Origin of the sequence: Exiguobacterium sp. s46, from assembly GCF_018618875.1 — a bacterium.
Classification (GTDB): Bacteria; Bacillota; Bacilli; order Exiguobacteriales; family Exiguobacteriaceae; genus Exiguobacterium_A; species Exiguobacterium_A abrahamii.
Genome location: NZ_JACSMY010000002.1, coordinates 165,710 through 187,648 on the forward strand (window position 1 = coordinate 165,710; position 21,939 = coordinate 187,648).

Here is a 21,939-nt window from a genome sequence, read left to right on the forward strand (position 1 = left end):
CAAAGAAGTGTCTAAGAAGTAACAACCTGACTAAAAAAGCACCCGATGCGAACATCGGATGCAATCTTAAGAAGCATGTGGAAAACGACAGGTCACGATGAAGCGGTTGTCTCGTGAAGTCAACGCGACGCTCCCCCCATGACGCGCCATGATTTGCTGAACGATTGACAGACCGATGCCGGAGCCACCAGACGAGCGGGAAGCATCGGACGTCCCGAACGGTGTTAGCCATTCGTTTAGTTCCTCTAGCGTATAAGTCGATTCAATCGCATTTGAACAGATCAGCTGGATACCTTCTGCGTCGTCGTTGATGGTAATCCGAAGATCACCGGTCCCGTGAAGCGTCGCATTGCGAATCAAATTCTCAAGCAAGCGTCGTAAGAGCATCGGATCGGCGAAGAGAGTCGCGTGTGCAGGACCATTGACAGTAGAAGAAGTGCCAGGAAACAGTTCCAGGACTTGTTCCGTCAGTATGACGAGATCAAGCGATGTCCGTTCGACTGGATAATCGGTGTTCGATAGTTTAGCGAGCGTGAACAATTCGTCGATCCGGGAAGCGAGCATTTCCGACTGTCGGGTGACAATCGCTAGAAGCTCCGTCCGTTCCGTCGCGGATAACGTCTCGTGTTTTTCCGTTAGCCACTGGATGAAGCCTTGGATTGAGGTCAACGGAGTCCGTAGGTCGTGCGACAGACTCGTGATCAATCGCAACTGCTCGACGAACCGCTCCTGGTCGCGTACGCGTAAGGTGCGGAGTTCCTGTTCGATTCGTACGATCGATTGGGCGAACAACTTGAATTCCTTCGGTCCTTTGACGGGAGGTAACGGTTCTGTTGGCGCTGGTTCGACCGTCAACCGCTCAAGCCGTCGCTCGAGTTCGCGGAACAAACCAGCGATCCAACGTGTTAAAAGCAGTAGAAAGACGATGAACAAGACGACTTGTAAGATGAAGAAGGCGTTCGAATTACCGACTTGATATTCATTGAGTGTTGGTTTATCGGACTGAACAGTCAAAAAATAGCCAGGCTCACGGGTTCCAAGATTGATCGCTTCGATATGGTGCAATGTCCTAATCTTTCCTGTGTCTGATGGCTCCCGCTCGGTTGGTGTTTGCTCAGCAAGCAGTCGGCTCGGTGTTAAGTCTTTCGGATACTTGTCGGAAGCGCTGACCAGACGACCATTGGCATCGTATACTGCCCACTCATAGGGCCCGGTCGGTATTTGTCCATTTTGATAACGTGTAATGTCCTCTTTAACAGCGCTCACCGTGTCTTCTTCCGTCGTGTAGTAGTAACGGGGAACCGTTTTTCCACCAAGCGGCAATTGACTCGCCAGCAACCAGGCAAGTGCCGTACTCAAAAATGCAGCGAGCAGAAGTAAAACAAGCATCCAGACCGTCAATTTGATCCGTCTCATGGTTCGACCTTATAACCGACGCCCCAGACCGTCTGGAGGTAGCGTGGTTCTTTCGGAACGTCCTCGATTTTATCACGGAGCTTATGGATCAAGACCATGACAGCGTTCGATGCGGAACCAAGTGCTTCCTCCTGCCAAACCCGCTCATACAGGTCGTCAGCCGAAAAAACACGACGCGGATGATTCAAGAAGAGCGCCAGGCAATCAAATTCACGGCGGGTCAGGGCAAGCGGCACATCATACTTAAAGATGACGCGTTCGTCTTCTTTAAGTGTGAACGGACCGACCTGAACGGCTGAAGCCGTAGTTGGGACATGATACTGACTGACACGTCGCAGCAGTGCCTTAATGCGGGCGACGACTTCGAGTGGATTGAACGGTTTACCGATGTAATCGTCCGCTCCGAAAGTCAGACCTTGAATTTTATCCATGTCTTCGCGTTTCGCCGTCAGCATCAAGACGGGTAACGTGTGACCGGCAGCACGCACCGCTTGAACGGTCGAGAAGCCATCGCGAACGGGCATCATCACGTCGAGTAACATCGCATCAACCGGACGCGTTGCAAGAGTCGCTAACGCTTCCTCACCATTTTCGGCTTCGAGGATTTCGTACCCTTCATTGGTTAAATAGAGTCGAAGCAATTGACGGATGTCTGCTTCATCATCAACGATCAAGAGCGTGGGCATGTGTAAATTCCTCCTGTTGTACCCCCTCGAAGACGTAAGCGGGGGGCAGATTGTAGAGCGTGTGCGAATAACTGTGTTCTTGGAAATAGTCCCGGAACATCTTGAACTGAAACCGGGTGTATTGAAAGGCGATGAAGTGACCGCCTGATCGTAGTAACGTTTGAAATTGTGCCAATAAATCATGCCGTAACGCTGCCGGGAACGACGCGAACGGGAGACCACTGACGATGACGTCGATCTGTCCGCTCCATGAATCGGATAATCCTTGAACGTCACCAATGAAGAGAGTGACATTCGTTTCCTGAGCCAGTAATTGTTCGAGTGCCGGGCGGAACGTTTCGCTCCGTTCACAAATCAAGAGATGTGTTTCTGGTGAACGAGCGGCCAGTAAAGCTTTGGTGATCGCTCCGTCACCCGCTCCGACTTCAAGAATCTGACGCGGACGATCGGCGACGGCGCGTCGTGCCATCATCTCGGCAAGACGTGGACTGCTCGGTGCGACGGCTCCAACACGGAGTGGTGCGTGAAGTGCTTCTTTTAAGAAATCAAACATGAAAACCCTACTTTCCGTTGAGTATATCATGTAGTATGCACGTCGTCCCTTTCGAAAACAGGACGATGTTTCTTAAGTGAATCTTAAACATATCAATGCCTGATTTTCGGCGACATCGTGACCGGACAAGCCGGTATACTAAGGACAAAGGAGGGGAAGGCGATGGAACATCACACGTATTATGAAGCGCTCGTTCGCCGGGACGCGACGTACGAAGGGACGTTTTTCGTCGGCGTCAAGACGACCGGCATCTTTTGCCGTCCGACGTGTCCGGCACGAAAACCGAAAGCGGAGAACTGTGAGTTTTTTGAGACGGCGCAAGAGGCATTACTTGCCTCTTATCGACCGTGCCGTCGTTGTCATCCGCTTGCTTATCCCGGAGATCATGGTACGATTCAACGCTTGATCGAAGCGGTCGAGGCAGAACCGGACAAACGATTCAAGGAAGCCGATTTTCGAGCACTTGGTCTGGATGAATCAACGGCACGTCGCCAGTTCAAGAAACGCTTCGGGATGACGTTCGTCGCGTATGCCCGGGCACGGCGGATGGGTCTGGCGATGAAGGAGATCCGGACCGGTAAGCCGGTCATCGAAGGACAGTTAGTAGGAGGTTATGAATCGAGTAGTGGTTTTCGTGAGGCGTCAGCACGGATTCTCGGACAGGCACCGTCGCGCTTTGACGGGCAGGTCTTACGCGCCAAATGGCTCGACACGCGACTCGGCTCGATGCTGGCGATTGCCGACGATCAACTCTTACATCTGCTTGAGTTCGTCGACCGACGCGGACTGGAACGGGAAATCGAACAATTGCGTAAGAAAGCACGTGCTGTCATCGTTCCCGGGGAGTCACCAGTCTTTGGACAGATCGAAGCGGAGCTCCGTCGTTACTTCAAAGGAGAGCAGGTATCGTTTCAGACGCCACTGATGCGGTACGGAACACCATTTCAACGCCGCGTCTGGGAAGAACTCGAGCGGATTCCGAGTGGAGAGACGATCTCGTACCAAGAGCTGGCGATCCGGATCGGTCAACCGACCGCTGTTCGTGCCGTCGCACGAGCGAATGGAGCGAACCAACTGGCAATCGTCATCCCGTGCCATCGAGTCATTCGGACGAATGGGGATTTAGGTGGATACGCGGGTGGACTCGCACGCAAGGAAACATTGCTCAAACTAGAGCGCACATAGAGGGGACTGGATGAAAGATGAGTTTGATTAAAGATGTGTTTTCACCGAGTTGGCTCGACCGCTTAGGAGAAGCGGTCGACGTACCGGATTTTCGAAGACGAGTCGAACAGGGAGACTGGAATGAACTCGCGTTTAAACAACGTGTCCGCCGTGTGGCGGAGACACTAGAGACGATTTTGTCACCGTTTCCGGACTCGGTGCCGGAGCTAGAGCGGCTTGCACCGCAGTTTACCGGTCTACCGGGAATCGTCTTTCCGGAGTATGTCGAACGGACAGCAACACTCGCCGACTGGACGCTTGCGTTAGCGACACTCGCCAAGTTGACGCCGCATTCGACGTCAGAGTTCGCCGTTCGCCGTTTTCTACTTGCTGATCAGGAACTCTATCTTGAGCAGGCATTCAAATGGACCACATCAGACGATGAACATGTCCGGCGCTTAGCGTCTGAAGGGACACGACCGCGTTTACCATGGGGACAAGCGATCCCGCGTCTGATTGCTGATCCGCGTCCAGCGTTACCGATCCTTGACGCCTTATTACAGGATCCGTCACTTTACGTCCGAAAAAGTGTCGCCAATCACTTGAATGATATTTCAAAAACGCATCCGGAATACTTGATCGAACGAATTGGACGTCACTTAGGAACAGATCCGAACACGGACTGGATTTTGCGTCACGCCTCCCGGACGTTACTGAAGCGCGGAAACCCAGACGTGTTGCAATTATTCGGACACGTTACGCAAGGCGAGGTTGCGGTTACGGACTTGGTCGTCTCACCAGTGACTATTGGTCAAGAGTTACAGTTTTCGTTTCAAGTAAACAGTTCCGTCGAGCAACGTCTGCGTCTTGAATACGCGATCGATTACGTCAAACAACGTGGAACGAGTCGGAAGGTGTTTCAACTGCGGGAGCGGGAAGTTAAAGGTGTCTTACAAGTTGAACGACGCCAATCGTTTCGGAACATGACGACGCGTGTCCATTATCCTGGTACACATACATTAACGATTTTAATTAACGGAGAGATTTACGCGACAGCAACGTTTGAGGTCGAGGAGGAGAGCTGAATGCAAGGACGACATCCGGATTTTACGACGTCACGATTGTTTGTCGAAGCAACGGATGAAGAATCGGGTTGCAAGTGGACGCTGCATGCGTTGCGTGAGAAAACGATTGTCGGGACGATTACCTTCACATGGAATGCATCGACCGGAAACTTACGTTATACGACGACTGATGAGGATGATCAGCGCGGGTACATCACAGAAGCGTTGACGTCGATTTTGTCGTATCTCGCACGGACGTTATTACTGACGCGTATTTACGGCGAAGCGGGCAGTGCGGCGGTCTGGCGTCGGAACGGATTCCAGTTGCAGGCGAATCGATATGAACGCAAACTCTATCATTAAAAAAGCCCCGCCTGCTGAGCAGGACGGGGCTTGTTTGTGATTAGACCGTTGTTTTGGACCAGTTGAAATGGTCGCAAATCGCTTCCGCACTTTCACGTGCGCTTAACGGTTCCGTATCGAGGAAGAGGTAGTTGACGTCCGGCAATTCGCCTGGCAATGAACGTGTTCGGTAACCGTCCGCCGTTTCGCGTAAGTCTTGTTCAGAAGCAGCGAGGTCACGCTTCGTTACTTTGTGCGTCAATCGGTTTTCAGTCGTGTTTCGGTGCAGGCGAGTTGCGACCGGCGCATCCAGTTCAACGATATAGACGTCAGCACCTGCTTGTTCGAATAACTCAACTGTCTCTTCGATGAACTCAAGACCACCGCCTTCGACGCCGAATAGACAGAGGAACGTAAACAGGACACCTTCGAGCGAGCTGTTCGCCATTTCCTTGAACATCTCGCGCCGGATCGTATCTTTTAGGCGATGGTGTGCAGGTTCAGAGAAATCAAAATAAGGCAATAACAGATCGATTGTCTGGTGGTTATGGAAAACTTTCATCTCCGTCAACCGTTCGATTTCCTGACCGATCGTCATCTTTCCGACCGCTTGCGGACCAAGTAACAAGACAAATTTCATAGACGAACCTCATTTCCTTTTTCTGCTAAGAATAGCATATTCCGACGAGTGACATCACTAGAACGTTTGTTCGTAATTTGATATAATTCAAGTATGAAGTCCCGTCGTGTCCTTGTCTGAAGGAGGACAACCATGCAAGAACAATGGAAAGCCGTCATCGGCTATGTAGGTATATATGAAGTCTCATCACTTGGTCGCGTAAGGTCGCTCGACCGGACGATCGTGACATGTCGCGGTGTCCAGCAACGACGAAAAGGTGTCTTGCTCCGTCCACGGCTCAATCGGGAAGGATACCGCAAAGTCACGCTCTACCAACGTGGTCGAGGAGAGCGGGTGCAGGTCGGATTGCTTGTCGCACAAGCCTTTCTGACGACAGATGTCATGGAAGCGCGACTCGTCCGGCGCAACGGCAAACGGGCTGACGATCAGTTGTCGAACTTAGAGGTTCTGCCTTCGATCGATCAGCAGTATACTGAACTACTTGGTGAGTTTGATCTCTTGTTAGGTCAACATGTGACGCTGTCACCTTTTCAGATTCGAACGATTCGCGCGCAGTACGAAAAAGGGAAAACAACCCGTCAATTGGCAGAGCAGTATCAGGTGACGGAGAACCGGATTCGCAACATCATCGATAAGAAGGAAGCGAAATTTATTAGCTAACTAAAAGTACCGGATATCAAATGAGATATCCGGTACTTTTAGTTAGATTTTTGATTTGCGATATCCAGCACTTACAGCTGCACCTTCTGTACAAAAAACTTGTTCAGGGTCCGTTTTACTATAAAACCTTTGATTAGGAAGGTGATATATTTTCTCACCTGAACTAGAGATATTACCCCGAATATTTAAGCAAGTCTTAGCTTTAGTGTCAGCTTCTGCCTTAGCTTTAGCGTCAGCTTCTGCCTTAGCTTTAGCGTCAGCTTCTGCCTTGGCTTTAGTGTCAGCTTCTGCCTTAGCTTTAGCATCATTTTTTTCTTCAGTGTTATTTTTATGATCATCAGAGTCCAAGTCTTTAGTAGATTGATGACTCTTTGTATTATTGTCTTTATCGTCAGAGTCATCTTCTCCAAAAATAGCGCCACAAGCGCCTAAGAAAATTAAAATAATGAAGATGAGACAACCACAGCCACAACAGCCGCCTTTTTTCTTTTTCTTTTCTTCCATTGATTCATTAACCCCTTAAATATAAAATTACCTACCAAAAAACATTTTATTTCATATTAAATGATAAGTAAATATTGTAATTTAAAGATTAATACTAGGAAAAATGTAAAAAATTAATTTTTTATAGTTTGTTGCAACGAACTGATCCGCGACTCGAGTACAGCACTATGTGTCTTCAATTCTGTTTGCTGAATGACGTGGTGCTGCATCTGTTCCCCGAGCACCTGGCTGTAGGATGAGAGCTCTGACATCAACTGTTGAACCGACTGTAGATGTTCCTGCATGTTCGACTGAACATCTGCGACGATCTGTCGTTGGTGTTCCACGGTACCCAGTGTCGTCTCAATCGTCGTCGCTTCGGTTAGCATCTGTTTTAGATGCTCTGTTGCCGTCTCGAGTTGTTGCGACGTCGAAAGAAAACGTTCCGTCATTTGCGAGAGTGCTTGTTCGACTTGATCGAGCCCCGCCGTCCACATCTGATTGACCTGCCGGATATGGTCCGTACTCGTTCGGATATCGATCGCTAGTTTTTCGACTTCCTTGGCGACGACTGTGAAGCCGCGACCGGCTTCTCCGGCACGGGTTGCCTCAATCAGCGCGTTCAGTGACAAACGGCGTGTCTCTTCAGCAACGCGCTGGATATGCGAAATCGAGGTTTCCATCTGCTGCTGTAGGTGTGAGGTCTGTTGCAAAATCTGCTCTGTCGTCGCGGATTGTTCCTTCAGTAACTGGCTTTCCTCTTGTAAGGTCTCAAGTGTCGTGTGATTCGTCTGAACAGTCTGTTGAAAACGGGTTACGGCATGTTGACTGTTCAGAAGTGTCGTTTGCATTTCGCTTAACGCATCGTGTCCTTGGGCAGTCAAACGTGTTGAAGCGACGATCGTCTGATCCATTTGCGTCGATTGCGCAAGTAAAGAACCGGCGACTTCATCGACGGCTTGGACCGATTGATCCATTGCGGATAAGCGCGAAGAGAAGTGGGGCTGGACGGATTCAAGTTCCTGACTGGCTTGTTGCATCTCCGTCGTTAAGTCATTAATCTGTTGCATCAACTGATTATATTGAAACGTCAGCTGTTGTAACTCAAAGGTCGTCGTCTTGAGCGTTAATGGACGATACGATCGCTTCGCATGCGCTTCTTCAATTTGTAAGGCGAGTTTCGATAACGGTGCCAGTTGGCGTTGAATCCGCCAGCGGATCAAGAGGCTGATGCTGACAAGTGTGATCACACTGACCCAGACGAGTGTCCAAGCTAAATCTCGAGCAGGGGCGATTAATTTATCACGATCGGTTGTCAGCAAGATGACGTCATCGAGTTCTGGAATCGTCATCGCTACTAGAAACTGATCTTGATGCGAAAAGGCATATGTACGCGCATTTTTTAAGTGCTGCAGTAGTTGTTTTCGTTTGGTTGGTTCGAGTGTCAACGGTCGGAACGCCTCACTCGTGTTCAGGCTTTGGAAGCGAACCGTGTAGTCGTCACGTGATAAGTCGGTTCGCTGTTGCTGTTGCAATCGTTTAATGGCACGTGAGCGGTCTGCTGCGTCATCCGGGTACGCCAGAAACGTTGCCCGGACATTCGCATCGAACATCGTTAATTCACGCATCAGCCGTTCCTCGGTTGCTGCGACGGATTGTTGATAGGAAGCGTAGACGCTTAGACCGCTGATCACGATCAGTCCGATGGCGACGATCGGAATCAACCATCCATTTAATTGTTGTGCCAGTAATCGTTTTTTCATAAGCATAAAAAACATCTCCTCCCGTGTACCTATCGGAAGGAGATGAAGCAACATGTATGAAGGTGTTGTACGGCTTGTGTAAAGGTCTTGTGAATCTAATTCACGTAAATTGGTAGGACAGTCGCAAGATGTGTCATAAGTGCTTGTGTCTCTTCTTTTGGTTCAGATGTGACGTAAATGATCAACGCAGCAGCAACGATGACGAAGATGGCGATGACGAGAATGATGAAGAACGGCATCTTACTTTTTCGTTTTTCAGCTTGACGATCCATGAAAGATTCCCCCTTAATGATGTAGACGATAGACATATTTGTTTGATTCCCTCTCTTCTTGTTTGAAAACCTTGGAAAAAGAGGGGAATGTGTAATCTGACGGGAATAGAGTAAACATCTGAAATGGAATGAGGAGGATGTCGTCGTGCTTACGTTGCTCAATTCATTGTTGTTGAACTTTTCCCTATTGATTGCGACATTGCTGTTCGCCTTTTTACCGCTACGACGAATCGAGCGGATCTCACCCAACTCCTCCTTACAAGTCCGACTCGCAATCGGTTGTATCGCGGGTTTGATTGGTGCGCTGTTGATTTTCAACAGTATCTCCTATGACGTCGCAAAGATTGATTTGCGTCTCGTTGCACTTGTTACGGCGTACTTTTACGGAGGGTTAGTCAGCGGTAGCATCACGATGCTGTTCATCATCGGTGCCCGATTTGCGGTGACACCGGCTGGCGAATACGAGGGGCTGATCCTGACGACCTTGATCTGTGTCGCGTTACTCGTGACAGCGACGATTTATCGCCGATTTGCTGCTCAGCGAATGAAGGATTATCTCGTGTTGCTTGGAACAGGTATCGCATACAGCTTACCGGCGCTCTATTTATTGACGAACACGTTCGAGCGGTTTTTAGAGATTGCGCTCGTCTATATCATCGTCATCATGATTGGTGGTTACGTGACCTATCGTTTCTTACAAGAACTCCGGAAACACTTTTTATTCGTGCATACGCAACAAGAACTGGCTTTAACGGATGGGCTGACGCAACTTGGAAATCGCCGGAAGCTAGATGAGACGTTAGCCGAGTACGCTCAGAACGGAACGGTCTTTTCCGTCCTCATTCTTGATCTCGATCATTTTAAATCAATCAATGATACATACGGTCATGAAGGAGGCGACGTCGTCTTACGACAACTCAGCCATCTCTTGCAATCGTATTGTCCGGAACAGGGCGTCGTCGGTCGGTACGGTGGTGAGGAGTTTGTTTTACTATTGCCGGACGTACCACTCCGACAAGCGGAACGACTGGGGGAGCGGATTCGATCTGCCTGTGCTGATCAACACTTCGTTTATAAGGAACATCCAGTGTTTCATGTCACATTATCGCTAGGGGCTGCCTCTTCCGATCAAGCATCAACCGTATTTGAGACCGTCCAGAAAGCGGATTTAGCATTGTATGAAGCTAAACAAACTGGGCGAAATCGTGTTGTCTGTTACCGAGACCCTTTGCTGTAAATAAAAGCTTGCCCCGCTCGACCGATTGGTCAGGCGGGGCAGTTGTGTTTAGTGATGCAGTAACGAAAATACATCATGGCGTTCAAAATCAGCGAGAATATTCGGCGCGATCAACTGACGGATCGTTGTTTCGTCCGCCCAAAGATAAGCGTCGTGTTCCGTTGATAACTGAACGCTCGTCTGGTTTGTCGAGCAGATGTACATCAATAAAATGATTTGCCGATTGGGATGCGTCAGGAAGCTCGAGGCATAGAGTAGACGCTCCGGCGTCACAGTCAATTGTGTCTCTTCTTCAATCTCGCGAACAAGACTGTCGACTGGTAATTCACCGAAGTCGATCTTGCCACCCGGACATTCCCATGTCCCGCCACCGAAGTCAGCAGCAGCCCGGCGGACAATCAGGAGACGTTGCTCGTGAATGATGATGCCTTTGACGGCAGGAACGATCGCCGTCATCTGACGAGACTCCGCGATAATACGACAGGGTCGGTTCCTTCTGTTTCGACGAGGTACTGATCGCGTAGATAGATCCCGCTCTCGTCAGCAAGTCCGAAGGCACGGTCTGTGCTTTCTTCCGTAAAGGATTGCGTGAGATGAGCAGCTTCGCCCCACGTCTCATAATGGACACAGACGACCGCGTCTTTCAGTAAGGCAAGACCAGGTAAGCGAAGGCGTCGATTGTCGCGTTGGTCGATCTCCGGAATCACACACCGTTCGGGCGAAACGAGGGCACCGGCTGAAAAGCCGGCGACCGGAACACCATCTGCGAAACGCGACTGAATGATGTCACCGATCGGTGTAGCGACCAAGTATTGCTGATACAATTCGGTCTCGCCACCGGAGATGATGATGCCCTGACACTGCTGTAGTTGTGCAAGTTGTTCGTCCGTTGGTGCGTCAGACAGTGGCAGATGGACGAACGACGAGATGCCATCTTCCTCTAACGGCTTCGTATAGATTGAGGCGTAGCTCGTCCAGTCCTTACCGGTCCGCGGAACGTATAGAATCGCGACCGGTCCACCATTCGTTAATGTAGCAAATCGTGTTCGTAAGTTCGGTGTAAAAGGAGGACCGCCTCCGAATAAGAATAAATGAGTACGCATGAAGTCATCCCTCCAACCAATGTAATAGAAAAAGTATAGCAGAAATCAATCAATTGGAAATGTGCTGGTAGAATGATTGTCTGCGGAACCATGTATGATGTTGTTTCCATTCTTGAAAGAGAACAAACAGGACGAAGGCTAAAACGAGACCGCGTCCAATCCATGGTAAAACGAGAAGACCGTAGTTCATCGCAGCAAATAGCTGGAGCAAGAAGCGACGCTTACTCGGATCCCGCAGATACGTGATCAGTGGAAGTTGCTGGTGCGTCTGTTTGAATAATCGCAGATGAAGGAACGGACGCTTTCGGTGAGACGGCTTCGGTAAGGCACCGTTCAATTCAAGGACGGTCGCCGATAAACTCGACTGTCGTTTCATCGACAACAGGATATCCTCCGTTAATCCGTCCTCACGCCGTGACCAGTGCCGGACATGAAGGAATCCGAGCAGCACCACACACAGTGCGACGACGAAGAGGACAGGATACGGTTGAAGCCAAAGCAGGAGCAACAGAGTGATGCGTCCTGTTGCCAGGACGAGATGACCGCTCCATTTCCGCAAGAATCGTTGTCCAGATAACCGATATGTCCAAAAGCTAAAGAACGGTTGGAGCAAAGAGAGCACGAGACTAATCAGCAGTACTGTGATACTAGATTGGTCAAACCGGATGCTATGTAACGGAAAACAGAGTAGATGTAATCCGGCAGTCATTAGAAAAATCCGCAAAAAGTGATACCGAACGGAATACCACTTCATTCGAACGATCGCTCCAGGAACCGGTTTGAAGAAGAGGCGATCTGCTGGTTCGAACCAGGCGTAAAAGGCGGGCAGGAATCCATACAGAATCCATCCGAGTAAAATCCAAGCGACCGGAACCGTTTGAACCCAGTCCGCTTGACCGTTTAAGATCTGAACCGTCTCATAGATGATGAACAGACCGACTGGAATGACGAGATACAGCAAAATCGTCCAATCAAAAATTTCTCGAAAGAAGCGACGCTGTTCCGCATGCCGTCGACGGATCCGTTGCTTCAAAAAGGTTTCAATCATGCTCGAGTACCATCGCTTCCATGATGTCGAACAAGCGAGCACCAGGTTGACCAGAGGCTTCACCGATTTGAGCGAGTGTTCCTTGATGTTTGATGCGTCCCTGATCAATCCAGACGAAATCGTCACACAGACGTTCCGCGGAATCAAGGACATGGGTGACGAGCAGAATCGCTACGCCACGCGTTCGTTCTGCTTCGAGTAAATGCAATAACCGAATCGTTGCGACCGCGTCGAGACCAACGAACGGTTCATCGATGATCAAGCAGTCTGCGCGTTGCATCAAGGCACAGACGAGCATCACCTTCTGTTTCATTCCTTTAGAGAAAGAAGATACATAGTCACCCGTGACAGCATGCAGTTCGAACGTCTTTAAGAGTCGTTCCGTATAGGCATGGTCCGTCTCGTGGAGCGAAGCGACCAGCTCAAGGTGCTCGGCGAGCGTCAAATATTCGTAATAGGTCGGCTGTTCCGGAATATAGGCGAGTGAGACCGGTAAATCGATCTCTCCTTCGACCCAAGGTAGCGTACCGAACATCGCTTGAATCGTCGTACTTTTTCCTGCACCGTTTGTACCGATCAAACCGGTGATGGATCCAGGCTGTAAGGCAAACGCAATCTCTTTTAAGACGGGCTGACCGACGTCATAACCGGCTTGTTGAATGGATACATGCATGTGAAACATCTCCTTTCACTACATTTACTGATAGAAGGAGAAAAATGTTTCACAGCAACAGAAATCAGCAGAACCATAGTAAAAAATGTAACAGGTTAAAAATAACAAATGGGCTATAATGGAAATATCAATTTTAGAGGATGATCATGATGCAAACAGTCGAGCGAATTTATTTTCGGGAGTCCGGTATGGGAAGAGGACAGACGTTTTGGTGGGACCGTGCAAGTCGGACGGTTCGTGCGGAAGATGAGGAAGAATTATTAGGTCCATGGTATCCGAAGGGGCGTCTCTATCTAGATGAAGAAGAGCATCCATTATTCAGAAAGCTGACGGAAGAGGACATCTATCTAATCGACATGTGGTCGGATCGGTTCGATGCGGAAGTTTGGCGAAACTATCCGTATCCTGAAGGCATTCTGATTTGTGACGGCACGGATTGGGAAATTCATGTGACGACAGAACACGGCACAGAAAAAGTGTTACGCTCAAACGTTTTTCCAACAGGGTGGGAGATGATTCGGGAACTCCTATACGGTTATTACGATGCCGGGAGTAACCGAAAAGACGAAGAAGGGGAGGGTGAACTATGAAACGAGCACTATTGTATCTGATTCCGTTTGCGTGGCTTGGACCTTACCTTGATTGGAAAGAGGGTTCGATTTTAGGGTACGCCTTATTTTTGTTTGGACTCGGTGCTCTATCGTATTCACTTGCACGTATTGGAAAACCGAAATACATCGTCATCGGCAATCTGGTTACGTTTGGGATTTCGTACGGGATCGCGCTCAGTGTGGGGGAAGGATATGGCGAAGGATACTTCAAACCATTGACAGCCAGTCAACTGGTTCTTGGAGTGAGTGTCTTGAATCTGGTCGTGCAAATACCAATCGTGATGAATGCGATTCAAAACAAAGTGATGAAAAAAGGAGTTAGAGGTACATGACGGATGAGAGCCAACAGTTACTTGATGTAATTCAGAGAATCCTAGAACGACAATCGCCACTCGATCTAATCGATATCTACCAGCGTGTCAGACAAACAGAGCATTTGGATCTATCACGGTTTACATCAGAAGCAGGACTCGAGGCACGCATTCGAAAATTGATTTACCTGCATGCGAGCGAGTGTGAATTGTACCAGGGAGAGCAGGACCTTTTTTACAGTGAGACCGGAAAAGGAACAGGACGCTGGGGACTACGATAAAAAACGCTACGCAACGAGTGCGTAGCGATTAGATCACACGAGTCCTAAAATCTCGACTTCAACTAAAGCACCTTTTGGTAGTTCCTTCACAGCGATACAAGACCGAGCTGGGAAGTGATCGTGTGGTGCGAAGTAATCGGAATAAATCGTATTAAAAGAAGCGAAGTGTTCCATGCTCGTTAAGTAGCATGTCGTCTTGACGACGCGGTCAGGTGTCAGTCCTGCCTCTTTCAGGATGGCATCGACGTTGCGCATGACTTGTTCCGTCTGCTCCGTGATACCACCTGGTACGAGTTCACCCGTTGCCGGATCAATCGGGATTTGACCGGAAGCATAGAGTGTTCCGTTTGCGATGAAGCCTTGCGAGTAAGGACCGATTGCAGCAGGGGCGTTTGTTGTGTCGATCTGTTTGAATGTAGACATGAAAAGAACCTCCTCTTATAAAATACATATGTACGACACCGAGTGATTCGACTCGGATATCCCTCAACCCTTCAAAGGAGTGAATTGATATGCCACTTTATCATAAATTAGTTCGAGACGCGATTCCAAACATCATCGACCAAAACGGGAAAAAAGCGACGTTCCGCACGTTGGACGAAAATGAATTCCTAGTGGAAGCGAAAAAGAAATTGCATGAAGAACTAGCTGAATATGAGGAAGCGACGACAGACATAGATGCTGTCGAGGAGTTAGCTGATTTACTGGAGCTGATCCAAGCGTTAGCGAAGACACATGGCGTGACAGTCGAGGAACTGGAAGCCGTCCGAGCGAAGAAACAGCAACAACGCGGCGGATTCGAAGAACGCCTTTACCTGATTGAGGTCGAGGATTGATCCCGGAAGCGAAGCTGACGACGCATCACTTATATGACTCACTCGTCGAGGCCATTGATTTGGCAGAGGAAGTCTATATCGTCGCAGCGTTTGCTCAGAAGCCAGGCGTTGCATTGCTCGTTCCAGCATTTCGTCGTGCCTTGCAACGAGGAGCCGAGATTCGGTTGTTGATTGGCGACTATCTACACATCACCGATCCAGAAGCATTGGCGCAGTTGCTTGCGCTTGATGGGTTGTCAGTTCGCTTTTATCGGTCAGGCGGACGCTCGTTCCATCCGAAAGCGTATCTGTTTCGAAACGCAGAGACTGGTTTATCAATCGTCGGTTCGTCGAATATTTCGAACAGTGCGCTTCGGTCCGGTATTGAATGGAACGTTCATCTACCACAAGCTGTCGCTCCACAGATTCTTGATGATGCGATTGATGCCTTCATGGATCTTTATCTCAGTGAATCGGCAGAAGAACTGAATCCAGTGGTCTTAGACGCTTACCGTCAAGAGTATGCGGCGCGGCAATATGTCGCGGAACCGGAAATCGAGTATGACGAAGGAACAGTCGTCGTTGCATCAGAAATCCTGCCACACCGGGTGCAGGAAGAAGCACTGCACGCGTTACGGGAAACGATGGAAGAAGGACGGACACGTGCATTGGCAGTGCTTGCGACTGGATTAGGGAAGACCTATCTGAGTGCGTTTTTTGCGGGAGACTTTACACGAGTCCTGTTCCTGGCACATCAAAAAGAACTGTTAATACAGGCCGAGCGTTCGTTTAAAAAAGTCAATCCGGCGTGGCAGACTGGCTTTTATATAGGCAGTGACCGGACTGTCACGGAGACGACGGAGATTGTCTTCGCTTCCGTCCAGACGTTGGCGCAAAAGCGTCACTTGGACCGTTTTGCAACGGATCAGTTTGATCTCATCATTGTTGACGAGTTCCATCATGCGGCAGCGACGAGTTATCGGAAAATCATTGATCATTTCGCACCGCGTTTCTTGCTTGGTCTGACGGCAACACCAGACCGAATGGACGGTGCGGATGTCTATGCGATCTGTCACCATAACGTTGCTTTCCAGATGCATTTTACAGCGGCGATTGCTGAAGGCTTTTTGACGCCGTTTCATTATTACGGTATTCATGACACGATCGACTATTCCCAAATTCAACGAATCGGTCGGACCTATGATGCATCGCAGCTCGAGCATCGGCAACTCGATCGTGAAGTCGCGGATAATGTCTATCATTCGTGGGAGAAGCATCGGCAAACGAAGACGATCGGCTTTTGTTCGTCAATCAAGCAGGCGGAGTATCTGGCGCAAGTATTCCGAGATAAAGGAACAACGGCGTTTGCACTGACCGGGCAGACGACGAATCGCGCGCAATACATGCAATCATTCGAGCAAGGCGAAATCGACGTTCTCTTTACCGTCGATTTATTCAATGAAGGTGTCGATATTCCGAAAGTGGATACACTGCTGTTCTGTCGTCCGACCGAGTCGGTCGCCATCTATACACAACAAATCGGACGTGGCTTACGTTTGGCGCAAGACAAATCGCATTGCGTCATCATTGACTTAATTGGGAATTACCGTAACGTCGAGACGAAACTGAAACTACTTGGGACGATGAAAGAATCGTTCAAGCGAGGGGAGACAGAACCGATTACGCCACCACCCGGCTGTGTGATTGAGTTTGATACGCGGGCACTGAAATTGATTCATCGACTCCGGCAGCCAAGCCAGCGAAAGTTACGACTGATTGAACAATATGAACAAATCAAATACGAACTCGGTCGTCGACCATCATATGTTGAGATTGGAGAGTATGCTGCAGTTCCGCAAGGCTATAAACAAGAATGGGGTTCTTACGTTGGTTTCTTGAAAGAGCATCAGGAGTTATCAGACGAAGAAATCGAAGCGTACGACGCGAATCGTGAATTGATTGAACAGGTCGAAAAGACAATCATGAATCGCAGTTATAAGATGGTCGTCTTGCTAGCGATGCTTGAGCGGGGAGAAGAGCGCTGGATGGAGCCGATTACTGCAGCGGAAGTTGCACCATTCTTTTATGAGTATTTGCATGCTGAGAAGTATCGGGAATTGAAGGATGCGCAAACGGTGGAGTTAAAAGAACCATTTGATGCAGTGAAAGTAGAACGGTTATTAAAGAAGATGCCGTTTCCGAAGATGGGGAGGCCGTTCGAATTTGAGGGAAAACATTTAATTCTAAAAGAAATAACTGAAAGTGACGTATTATACTTAATAATAAAGCAAATAGTGCTGTTTAGAGTTTCGAATTATTTTATGGATAGCCATAAAATAACTGAAGTTTAAAACAATCATAAGGAGTGTTAAACATTGTCAATTCCCACTAAAGAAAAAGTTATTATGGCAATTCAAGATCGTTTCAATTGCACATTATCTTTAATTGAACAAAAACGTATTATGTACAGAGGAAAAACTAGCGAGAGCAAAACGATTATTTTATGTACTCCCGAAACAAAAATTCATGATAAAGAACATGGATGGTTCGATCTGACTACAAAACAGGTTGAGATCTTAGATGAGGCTGAGATTGCAATAATGGCAGTACGTGTAGAGAATGGTAAGGTATATTTTATTGAATTTAAAAATCTTCGTCGTTTGATGACAAAAGATATGATTATTGAATATGGAAGAGATGCTAAATGGAGATTTTATATTTGGGAAGATCATATTCAGTTATTTGGTGTTAAAGAAAAGTTTTATGTCAGTGGAGAATGGATAAAATAATAATTAAACTAATGTGAATGAGATATTTTATTTAGCGACAATGAATAAAAGTAGCAGCAATTATTTTGAGTCTCAAGATAATTGCTGCTACTTTTTTTTAGTTGATGTTTAGATTAAATATTCATTTATTACATTATTGGAATGATCCACTATATAAAGATAAAGAGGAGCATTCAAATTCAATAAACTTAAAGCGTGTTTTTCATTATCAGTAGCTTTTCGTGAAATACGAATATATCTACCATCTCCATTAATATGTTCCGAATAAAAATCAATTACTCCTAGAGGAAGAAAAATTTTTTTTAATGAGCGATTATTTTCATGCTCATAGTCTCTTATTATTTCTTCAAAGTCTATTGAAAACAGGCGAGTAGTATTAATTGAAGAATTAACGTTATTTTCTATTTCAAATTGCCCAATTAACTCTGGATAATCAATTGATAGTTTGCTTTGTCGATCAATTTCTTCTAACTTTTTGATTTTCAATTTATCAATAGATGACAATGAAGATTTCAAGATTTGTAAGTCTTTTGTTTCTTTTGTAGAGAGAGACGAACTCTTTTGTGTGATTAAATCATAAACATAATTAAATTGATCTTCGAATGAGCGAGTAATATATTGTTTTAATTTTAATGCGGAACTTTTTCTCAGTTCTTCATATTCGGAAATATCAATATTTATTTTTGATATGATTTTGTTCAGTATAGTAGGATCTGACTCGTTAGTAGGTGCAGAGTAAGTGATATTTGGACTAGTTAAATCGAAAAACCATTTATTATTTATTTGGACTATATCTCCCTCTGATCGTTTGCATAAAGTTACCGTAGAACGATGTAATAGCTCTTGATTAATATTTTTATAGTTAACACTAAATGACCAAATCATCATTCGTTCTAGATCTTCTGAGATAATAAGATGCTTATGAGGGGGAAGAAATGCAAACTGATCTTCCAAATAATCTAAAGTCCATTTAAAAAGAGAGTGATTTAAGTTTACTTGTTGGACATTCATATTAGTGATTTCATTTGTTGATTTGAAAGTAAAACTTTCTTCGTTTTCCCAATCAATACTAATAGGATACTGATTTTTAAAAGTAGGAGGTACATATTGAATATTATAAATATCGTTACTTTGTTCTAGCATTATATGTTGTGATTCAAGTGAACGAATAATAAAAGATTCAAGAAATGAAGAAGATGTTTTAGCTTCTTCCCCGGAAATTATGGAATCGTTTATTTTGTGTAAATCATAAGATGGCTTGATCGAATTCCACTGTGTAGATTTTAAATGTAATTCCTGATGTTCTACTTCTAGTTTGTTTGAAAAATTCTCAACAAAGGTATCTAGATTCTGTTCTGAAAGAATTACATCTTCCATAATACGAGTTAAAGATAGATCACCTTCTAGTAGCTCTCCTATAAAGTCGTAGACATTTTCTTCTCCTAAATCTTCTTTCATTGTGTCTATCTTTTCAAATAGCTTATTTAAAACGTAACCTTCTCGGGTATTCTGAGAGACTAAATTAAATATAAAAACATCCCTTTTTTGACCGATTCGATGAATTCTTCCCATACGCTGTTCTAATTTATTTGGATTCCAAGGGATATCATAATTTATTAGCTGATTACAGAACTGTAAGTTAATCGACTCACCCCCTGCATCTGTAGCAATCATTATTTGAGCAGTATTTTTAAAAAAATTAATTTGTTTAAACCGCTCAGACATTGTTTGACTTCCTTGTATGGTAGCGATGTTCGAAATATACAACGAGAGCTTTTTCTTTAAAAAATTTAATGTGTCAACGGATTCAGTAAAAATTAATATCTTATTATTTTCATGTGCCAGTCCATTTACTCCAAAAAGTAAGTCTTCTAATGTGTTAAACTTTTTCTCAGAGTAATAACGTCGAATATTTTTTGTTTCTAATAACAACTCATGCACTACACTTAATTCTTTTTCAATTCCAGCTGTATCATAATTTTCAATAGTTCCATCTAATTCATCTTCTGAGTGATTTAATATAAAATTATCTTCACTTTGTGATTGAAATGAGCTAGATAATGTTTTTGTTATTTTTTTTCTTTCACGATCAGTAGAGCTTAACAGTAAACTCAATTTATTGACTCTACGTCCTAAAGACTGCTCTAGCGCATAAAAAGACGAGCTTAGCCTACGTTGTAAAATCATTAGTGCAAATGTAGTCGCATTTTGTTTTTTCGATAGAGCTTTATCGTAATATTCAGCTACATACGCTGTGATTTTTTTATGTAATTCTAATTCTTCTGGACCTAAAGTATATTGTATTGTCTTTGTTATTCGTTTTGCGAAGACACTATTTCCGTATAAATCAATCATATCTTCTTTTAAACGACGAACGATGTAAGGGTTGCTGTCTTCTCTTAACATATTTTCATTTAGTTGATCGTGAAACACATCTGGATTTAGAAGCTTTAAAAGAAGACGATAGTTTTGGGAATCTCCTTTATGTGGAGTGGCTGTAAGCAGCAAAGCATGAGGAGTTTTTCCTAAAATTTTTTCACCAAAAGCATATAGCTTAGTTTTTGAAATACGTTTTTTCCCTGTTTGATAAGCTGCCATTTTGTGTGCCTCATCAATAATTATCAAATCAAAATCTGCTTCTAATATAAGTTGTTGAACATCATCACGTGTACACCAATTAAGTGAGGCGAGACAAAAGGAATGCGTAAGAAATGGATTAATTTTCTCTGTATTTAATGTCGATCTAGAAATCACAGTGAAATCTTCGTCAAACTTTGTAAAAAGTTCTTCTTTCCATTGTGTTAATACTAATGGTGGCGTTAGAATTAGAATTTTTTTTATGTTTTGTCGGTTTCTTAATTCTTTCAATAGCATGCCAGACATAATTGTTTTTCCAGCACCAGGATCATCAGCTAATAAAAAACGGACTGGTGAACTTGATAAAAAATGCTCATATACTGCATCGATTTGATGAGGATAGGGTGTGATCTTATCAAATTTAGAAACAAACCCTTTAGAAGAAAATAGTTCACTTCGTAAGAAGTGATAGTGAAGTAACGATTGAATATCTTGCCATGTATTTAAAGAATGATTATCTATTTTTTTTACAGAGCATAAAACTTCGTTTGAAAAAATTTGTTGGTAGTATCGATTTGTATTTAATCCATTAGCTTGAACAAGTTGATGTGTATCTCCATAAGGTGTGAAATTAATAATACGAACAGGTTCAGGGAAAATCGTATCTTGAATAACAACACCAATTTTAAAGTTCATTGTGACATTGCTCCTTAAAGAAGAGCCTCTTGTAATGTATAAACAAGAGGTTCGAAATTATTTTGTGATGATAACATCTGAGATTGATCGAATTATACGATAAGAATTATGGTTCAATATCGAAAGTGAAACTTCGTAACTGAAAGGAAAAAAAATTGAACTATGTTCTAAAGTGTCCTGTGTAATCGCGTTATGATTGTTTGCATGCATAAGAACTTCGATCATAATAGTGTAGTGAATTGAGAAATCAATAGCATAGTGTTTTACTGAATATATACCAACTTTCGGACGATTAAGTAACTGCCAATAGTATAGAGAAGATAAAATCGATGAGACAGCTATTTCGACTCTACGTCTATCACCATAAAGTTTTTTCATATGAGTCATTACTTGTATTGTTGTAATATGTTCATTCAATCTAAACTGACGTCCTAAAAATTCCACAGTATCACGGAAAAAGGGATAAGCAAGACAACATAACATATAAAAACGAGCCGCCTTATCCTCGGGAGTTAAAGAATTATAATGAATAGACGTATTCTGATATTTTGCTTCAGTAGAAAATATATTCTTTAGCATAGTTTGTATTCTTTTTTGTGTCTCATTAGATAAGTCAGTTTCTGATAACTTATTTAAAAATTTAGCGTTATATTGAAAATCATAACTTTTTTCAACATCAAAGTAGAAATCGACATATTCTGGATGAATGATTTTAATGTAGCCAATTTGCTTCATGATGGTCCTCGCTCTCTACA

General features: G+C 45.2%; 25 protein-coding genes. 11 read left to right on the forward strand and 14 right to left on the reverse strand.

The window, feature by feature from the left end; translation table 11 throughout:
• Positions 1-66 precede the first annotated feature (66 nt).
• From KNQ08_RS12425 to KNQ08_RS12435, 3 genes are read right to left on the reverse strand one after another with little or no spacing between them, the layout of a single operon-like run.
• Positions 67-1,416, reverse strand: coding sequence for a sensor histidine kinase (locus KNQ08_RS12425; protein ID WP_214805952.1), 1,350 nt, complete (start codon positions 1,414-1,416; stop codon positions 67-69).
• Positions 1,413-2,102: a response regulator transcription factor gene (locus KNQ08_RS12430; RefSeq protein WP_214805954.1), complete on the reverse strand. Its 690-nt coding sequence runs from the start codon at positions 2,100-2,102 to the stop codon at positions 1,413-1,415. The genes KNQ08_RS12425 and KNQ08_RS12430 overlap by 4 nt, the downstream gene beginning before the upstream one ends.
• A complete protein-coding gene (locus KNQ08_RS12435; protein ID WP_214805956.1) occupies positions 2,080-2,655 on the reverse strand; it encodes a class I SAM-dependent methyltransferase in 576 nt (191 codons plus the stop codon). The genes KNQ08_RS12430 and KNQ08_RS12435 overlap by 23 nt, the downstream gene beginning before the upstream one ends.
• Before the next feature lie 162 nt (positions 2,656-2,817).
• Here KNQ08_RS12435 and KNQ08_RS12440 point away from each other — a divergent pair, with 162 nt between their 5' ends.
• The 3 genes from KNQ08_RS12440 to KNQ08_RS12450 are packed head-to-tail and all read left to right on the forward strand — an operon-like array spanning position 2,818 to position 5,246.
• Complete coding sequence (locus tag KNQ08_RS12440) at positions 2,818-3,840, forward strand: bifunctional transcriptional activator/DNA repair enzyme AdaA (protein ID WP_214805958.1); 1,023 nt, start codon at positions 2,818-2,820, stop codon at positions 3,838-3,840.
• A 17-nt stretch (positions 3,841-3,857) separates the two neighbouring features.
• Positions 3,858-4,904 (forward strand): DNA alkylation repair protein, encoded by a 1,047-nt coding sequence (locus KNQ08_RS12445; protein ID WP_214805960.1) that lies wholly within the window; start codon positions 3,858-3,860, stop codon positions 4,902-4,904.
• Positions 4,905-5,246: a GNAT family N-acetyltransferase gene (locus KNQ08_RS12450; RefSeq protein ID WP_214805963.1), complete on the forward strand. Its 342-nt coding sequence runs from the start codon at positions 4,905-4,907 to the stop codon at positions 5,244-5,246.
• 40 nt (positions 5,247-5,286) lie between these two features.
• Here KNQ08_RS12450 and KNQ08_RS12455 read toward each other — a convergent pair whose 3' ends face one another.
• Positions 5,287-5,865, reverse strand: coding sequence for an AAA family ATPase (locus tag KNQ08_RS12455; RefSeq protein ID WP_064300544.1), 579 nt, complete (start codon positions 5,863-5,865; stop codon positions 5,287-5,289).
• Positions 5,866-5,997: 132 nt separating this feature from the next.
• On the opposite strand from KNQ08_RS12455, the gene KNQ08_RS12460 reads away from it, so the two are divergent.
• Complete coding sequence (locus KNQ08_RS12460) at positions 5,998-6,525, forward strand: NUMOD4 domain-containing protein (protein WP_064300545.1); 528 nt, start codon at positions 5,998-6,000, stop codon at positions 6,523-6,525.
• Between the two features lie 42 nt (positions 6,526-6,567).
• Here the strand turns inward: KNQ08_RS12460 and KNQ08_RS12465 are convergent, their stop codons facing one another.
• From KNQ08_RS12465 to KNQ08_RS12475, 3 genes are all read right to left on the reverse strand, one after another.
• Complete coding sequence (locus tag KNQ08_RS12465; protein ID WP_214805966.1) at positions 6,568-7,029, reverse strand: sunset domain-containing protein; 462 nt, start codon at positions 7,027-7,029, stop codon at positions 6,568-6,570.
• A 113-nt stretch (positions 7,030-7,142) separates the two neighbouring features.
• Entirely contained in the window at positions 7,143-8,777 is a 1,635-nt protein-coding gene (locus KNQ08_RS12470) for a methyl-accepting chemotaxis protein (RefSeq protein ID WP_214805970.1), read from the reverse strand.
• Between the two features lie 89 nt (positions 8,778-8,866).
• The gene (locus KNQ08_RS12475; RefSeq protein ID WP_023466867.1) at positions 8,867-9,043 is read right to left on the reverse strand and encodes a hypothetical protein; all 177 of its coding nucleotides are present in this window, start codon (positions 9,041-9,043) and stop codon (positions 8,867-8,869) included.
• Between the two features lie 145 nt (positions 9,044-9,188).
• On the opposite strand from KNQ08_RS12475, the gene KNQ08_RS12480 reads away from it, so the two are divergent.
• Positions 9,189-10,280: a GGDEF domain-containing protein gene (locus KNQ08_RS12480; RefSeq protein ID WP_064300548.1), complete on the forward strand. Its 1,092-nt coding sequence runs from the start codon at positions 9,189-9,191 to the stop codon at positions 10,278-10,280.
• 48 nt (positions 10,281-10,328) lie between these two features.
• Here the strand turns inward: KNQ08_RS12480 and KNQ08_RS12485 are convergent, their stop codons facing one another.
• From KNQ08_RS12485 to KNQ08_RS12500, 4 genes are read right to left on the reverse strand one after another with little or no spacing between them, the layout of a single operon-like run.
• Positions 10,329-10,736: an NUDIX hydrolase gene (locus tag KNQ08_RS12485; protein ID WP_064300549.1), complete on the reverse strand. Its 408-nt coding sequence runs from the start codon at positions 10,734-10,736 to the stop codon at positions 10,329-10,331.
• Positions 10,733-11,383, reverse strand: a complete 651-nt coding sequence (locus tag KNQ08_RS12490; protein ID WP_064300550.1) for a Type 1 glutamine amidotransferase-like domain-containing protein — start codon at positions 11,381-11,383, stop codon at positions 10,733-10,735. The genes KNQ08_RS12485 and KNQ08_RS12490 overlap by 4 nt, the downstream gene beginning before the upstream one ends.
• Before the next feature lie 49 nt (positions 11,384-11,432).
• Positions 11,433-12,431 (reverse strand): ABC transporter permease, encoded by a 999-nt coding sequence (locus tag KNQ08_RS12495; protein WP_214805973.1) that lies wholly within the window; start codon positions 12,429-12,431, stop codon positions 11,433-11,435.
• The gene (locus tag KNQ08_RS12500; protein WP_082874244.1) at positions 12,424-13,104 is read right to left on the reverse strand and encodes an ABC transporter ATP-binding protein; all 681 of its coding nucleotides are present in this window, start codon (positions 13,102-13,104) and stop codon (positions 12,424-12,426) included. Before KNQ08_RS12500 ends, KNQ08_RS12495 begins: the two co-directional genes overlap by 8 nt.
• A gap of 146 nt (positions 13,105-13,250) precedes the next feature.
• On the opposite strand from KNQ08_RS12500, the gene KNQ08_RS12505 reads away from it, so the two are divergent.
• The 3 genes from KNQ08_RS12505 to KNQ08_RS12515 are packed head-to-tail and all read left to right on the forward strand — an operon-like array spanning position 13,251 to position 14,307.
• Positions 13,251-13,694 carry a hypothetical protein gene (locus tag KNQ08_RS12505; RefSeq protein ID WP_214805976.1) on the forward strand — a complete coding sequence of 148 codons (444 nt, stop codon included), beginning with the start codon at positions 13,251-13,253 and terminating at the stop codon, positions 13,692-13,694.
• The gene (locus KNQ08_RS12510; protein WP_214805978.1) at positions 13,691-14,047 is read left to right on the forward strand and encodes a hypothetical protein; all 357 of its coding nucleotides are present in this window, start codon (positions 13,691-13,693) and stop codon (positions 14,045-14,047) included. Before KNQ08_RS12505 ends, KNQ08_RS12510 begins: the two co-directional genes overlap by 4 nt.
• Entirely contained in the window at positions 14,044-14,307 is a 264-nt protein-coding gene (locus KNQ08_RS12515; RefSeq protein ID WP_214729886.1) for a hypothetical protein, read from the forward strand. Before KNQ08_RS12510 ends, KNQ08_RS12515 begins: the two co-directional genes overlap by 4 nt.
• 33 nt (positions 14,308-14,340) lie before the next feature.
• Here KNQ08_RS12515 and KNQ08_RS12520 read toward each other — a convergent pair whose 3' ends face one another.
• Positions 14,341-14,730, reverse strand: a complete 390-nt coding sequence (locus KNQ08_RS12520; RefSeq protein ID WP_069940214.1) for a RidA family protein — start codon at positions 14,728-14,730, stop codon at positions 14,341-14,343.
• Between the two features lie 89 nt (positions 14,731-14,819).
• On the opposite strand from KNQ08_RS12520, the gene KNQ08_RS12525 reads away from it, so the two are divergent.
• From KNQ08_RS12525 to KNQ08_RS12535, 3 genes are read left to right on the forward strand one after another with little or no spacing between them, the layout of a single operon-like run.
• A complete protein-coding gene (locus tag KNQ08_RS12525; RefSeq protein WP_035399123.1) occupies positions 14,820-15,143 on the forward strand; it encodes a nucleoside triphosphate pyrophosphohydrolase in 324 nt (107 codons plus the stop codon).
• Entirely contained in the window at positions 15,140-17,473 is a 2,334-nt protein-coding gene (locus tag KNQ08_RS12530; RefSeq protein ID WP_214805981.1) for a DEAD/DEAH box helicase family protein, read from the forward strand. The genes KNQ08_RS12525 and KNQ08_RS12530 overlap by 4 nt, the downstream gene beginning before the upstream one ends.
• 54 nt (positions 17,474-17,527) lie before the next feature.
• A complete protein-coding gene (locus KNQ08_RS12535) occupies positions 17,528-17,911 on the forward strand; it encodes a Rieske (2Fe-2S) protein (protein ID WP_158513329.1) in 384 nt (127 codons plus the stop codon).
• A gap of 108 nt (positions 17,912-18,019) precedes the next feature.
• Here the strand turns inward: KNQ08_RS12535 and KNQ08_RS12540 are convergent, their stop codons facing one another.
• Entirely contained in the window at positions 18,020-21,184 is a 3,165-nt protein-coding gene (locus KNQ08_RS12540; RefSeq protein ID WP_214805984.1) for a DEAD/DEAH box helicase, read from the reverse strand.
• Positions 21,185-21,241: 57 nt separating this feature from the next.
• Complete coding sequence (locus KNQ08_RS12545; RefSeq protein WP_214805986.1) at positions 21,242-21,919, reverse strand: hypothetical protein; 678 nt, start codon at positions 21,917-21,919, stop codon at positions 21,242-21,244.
• Positions 21,920-21,939 lie beyond the last annotated feature (20 nt).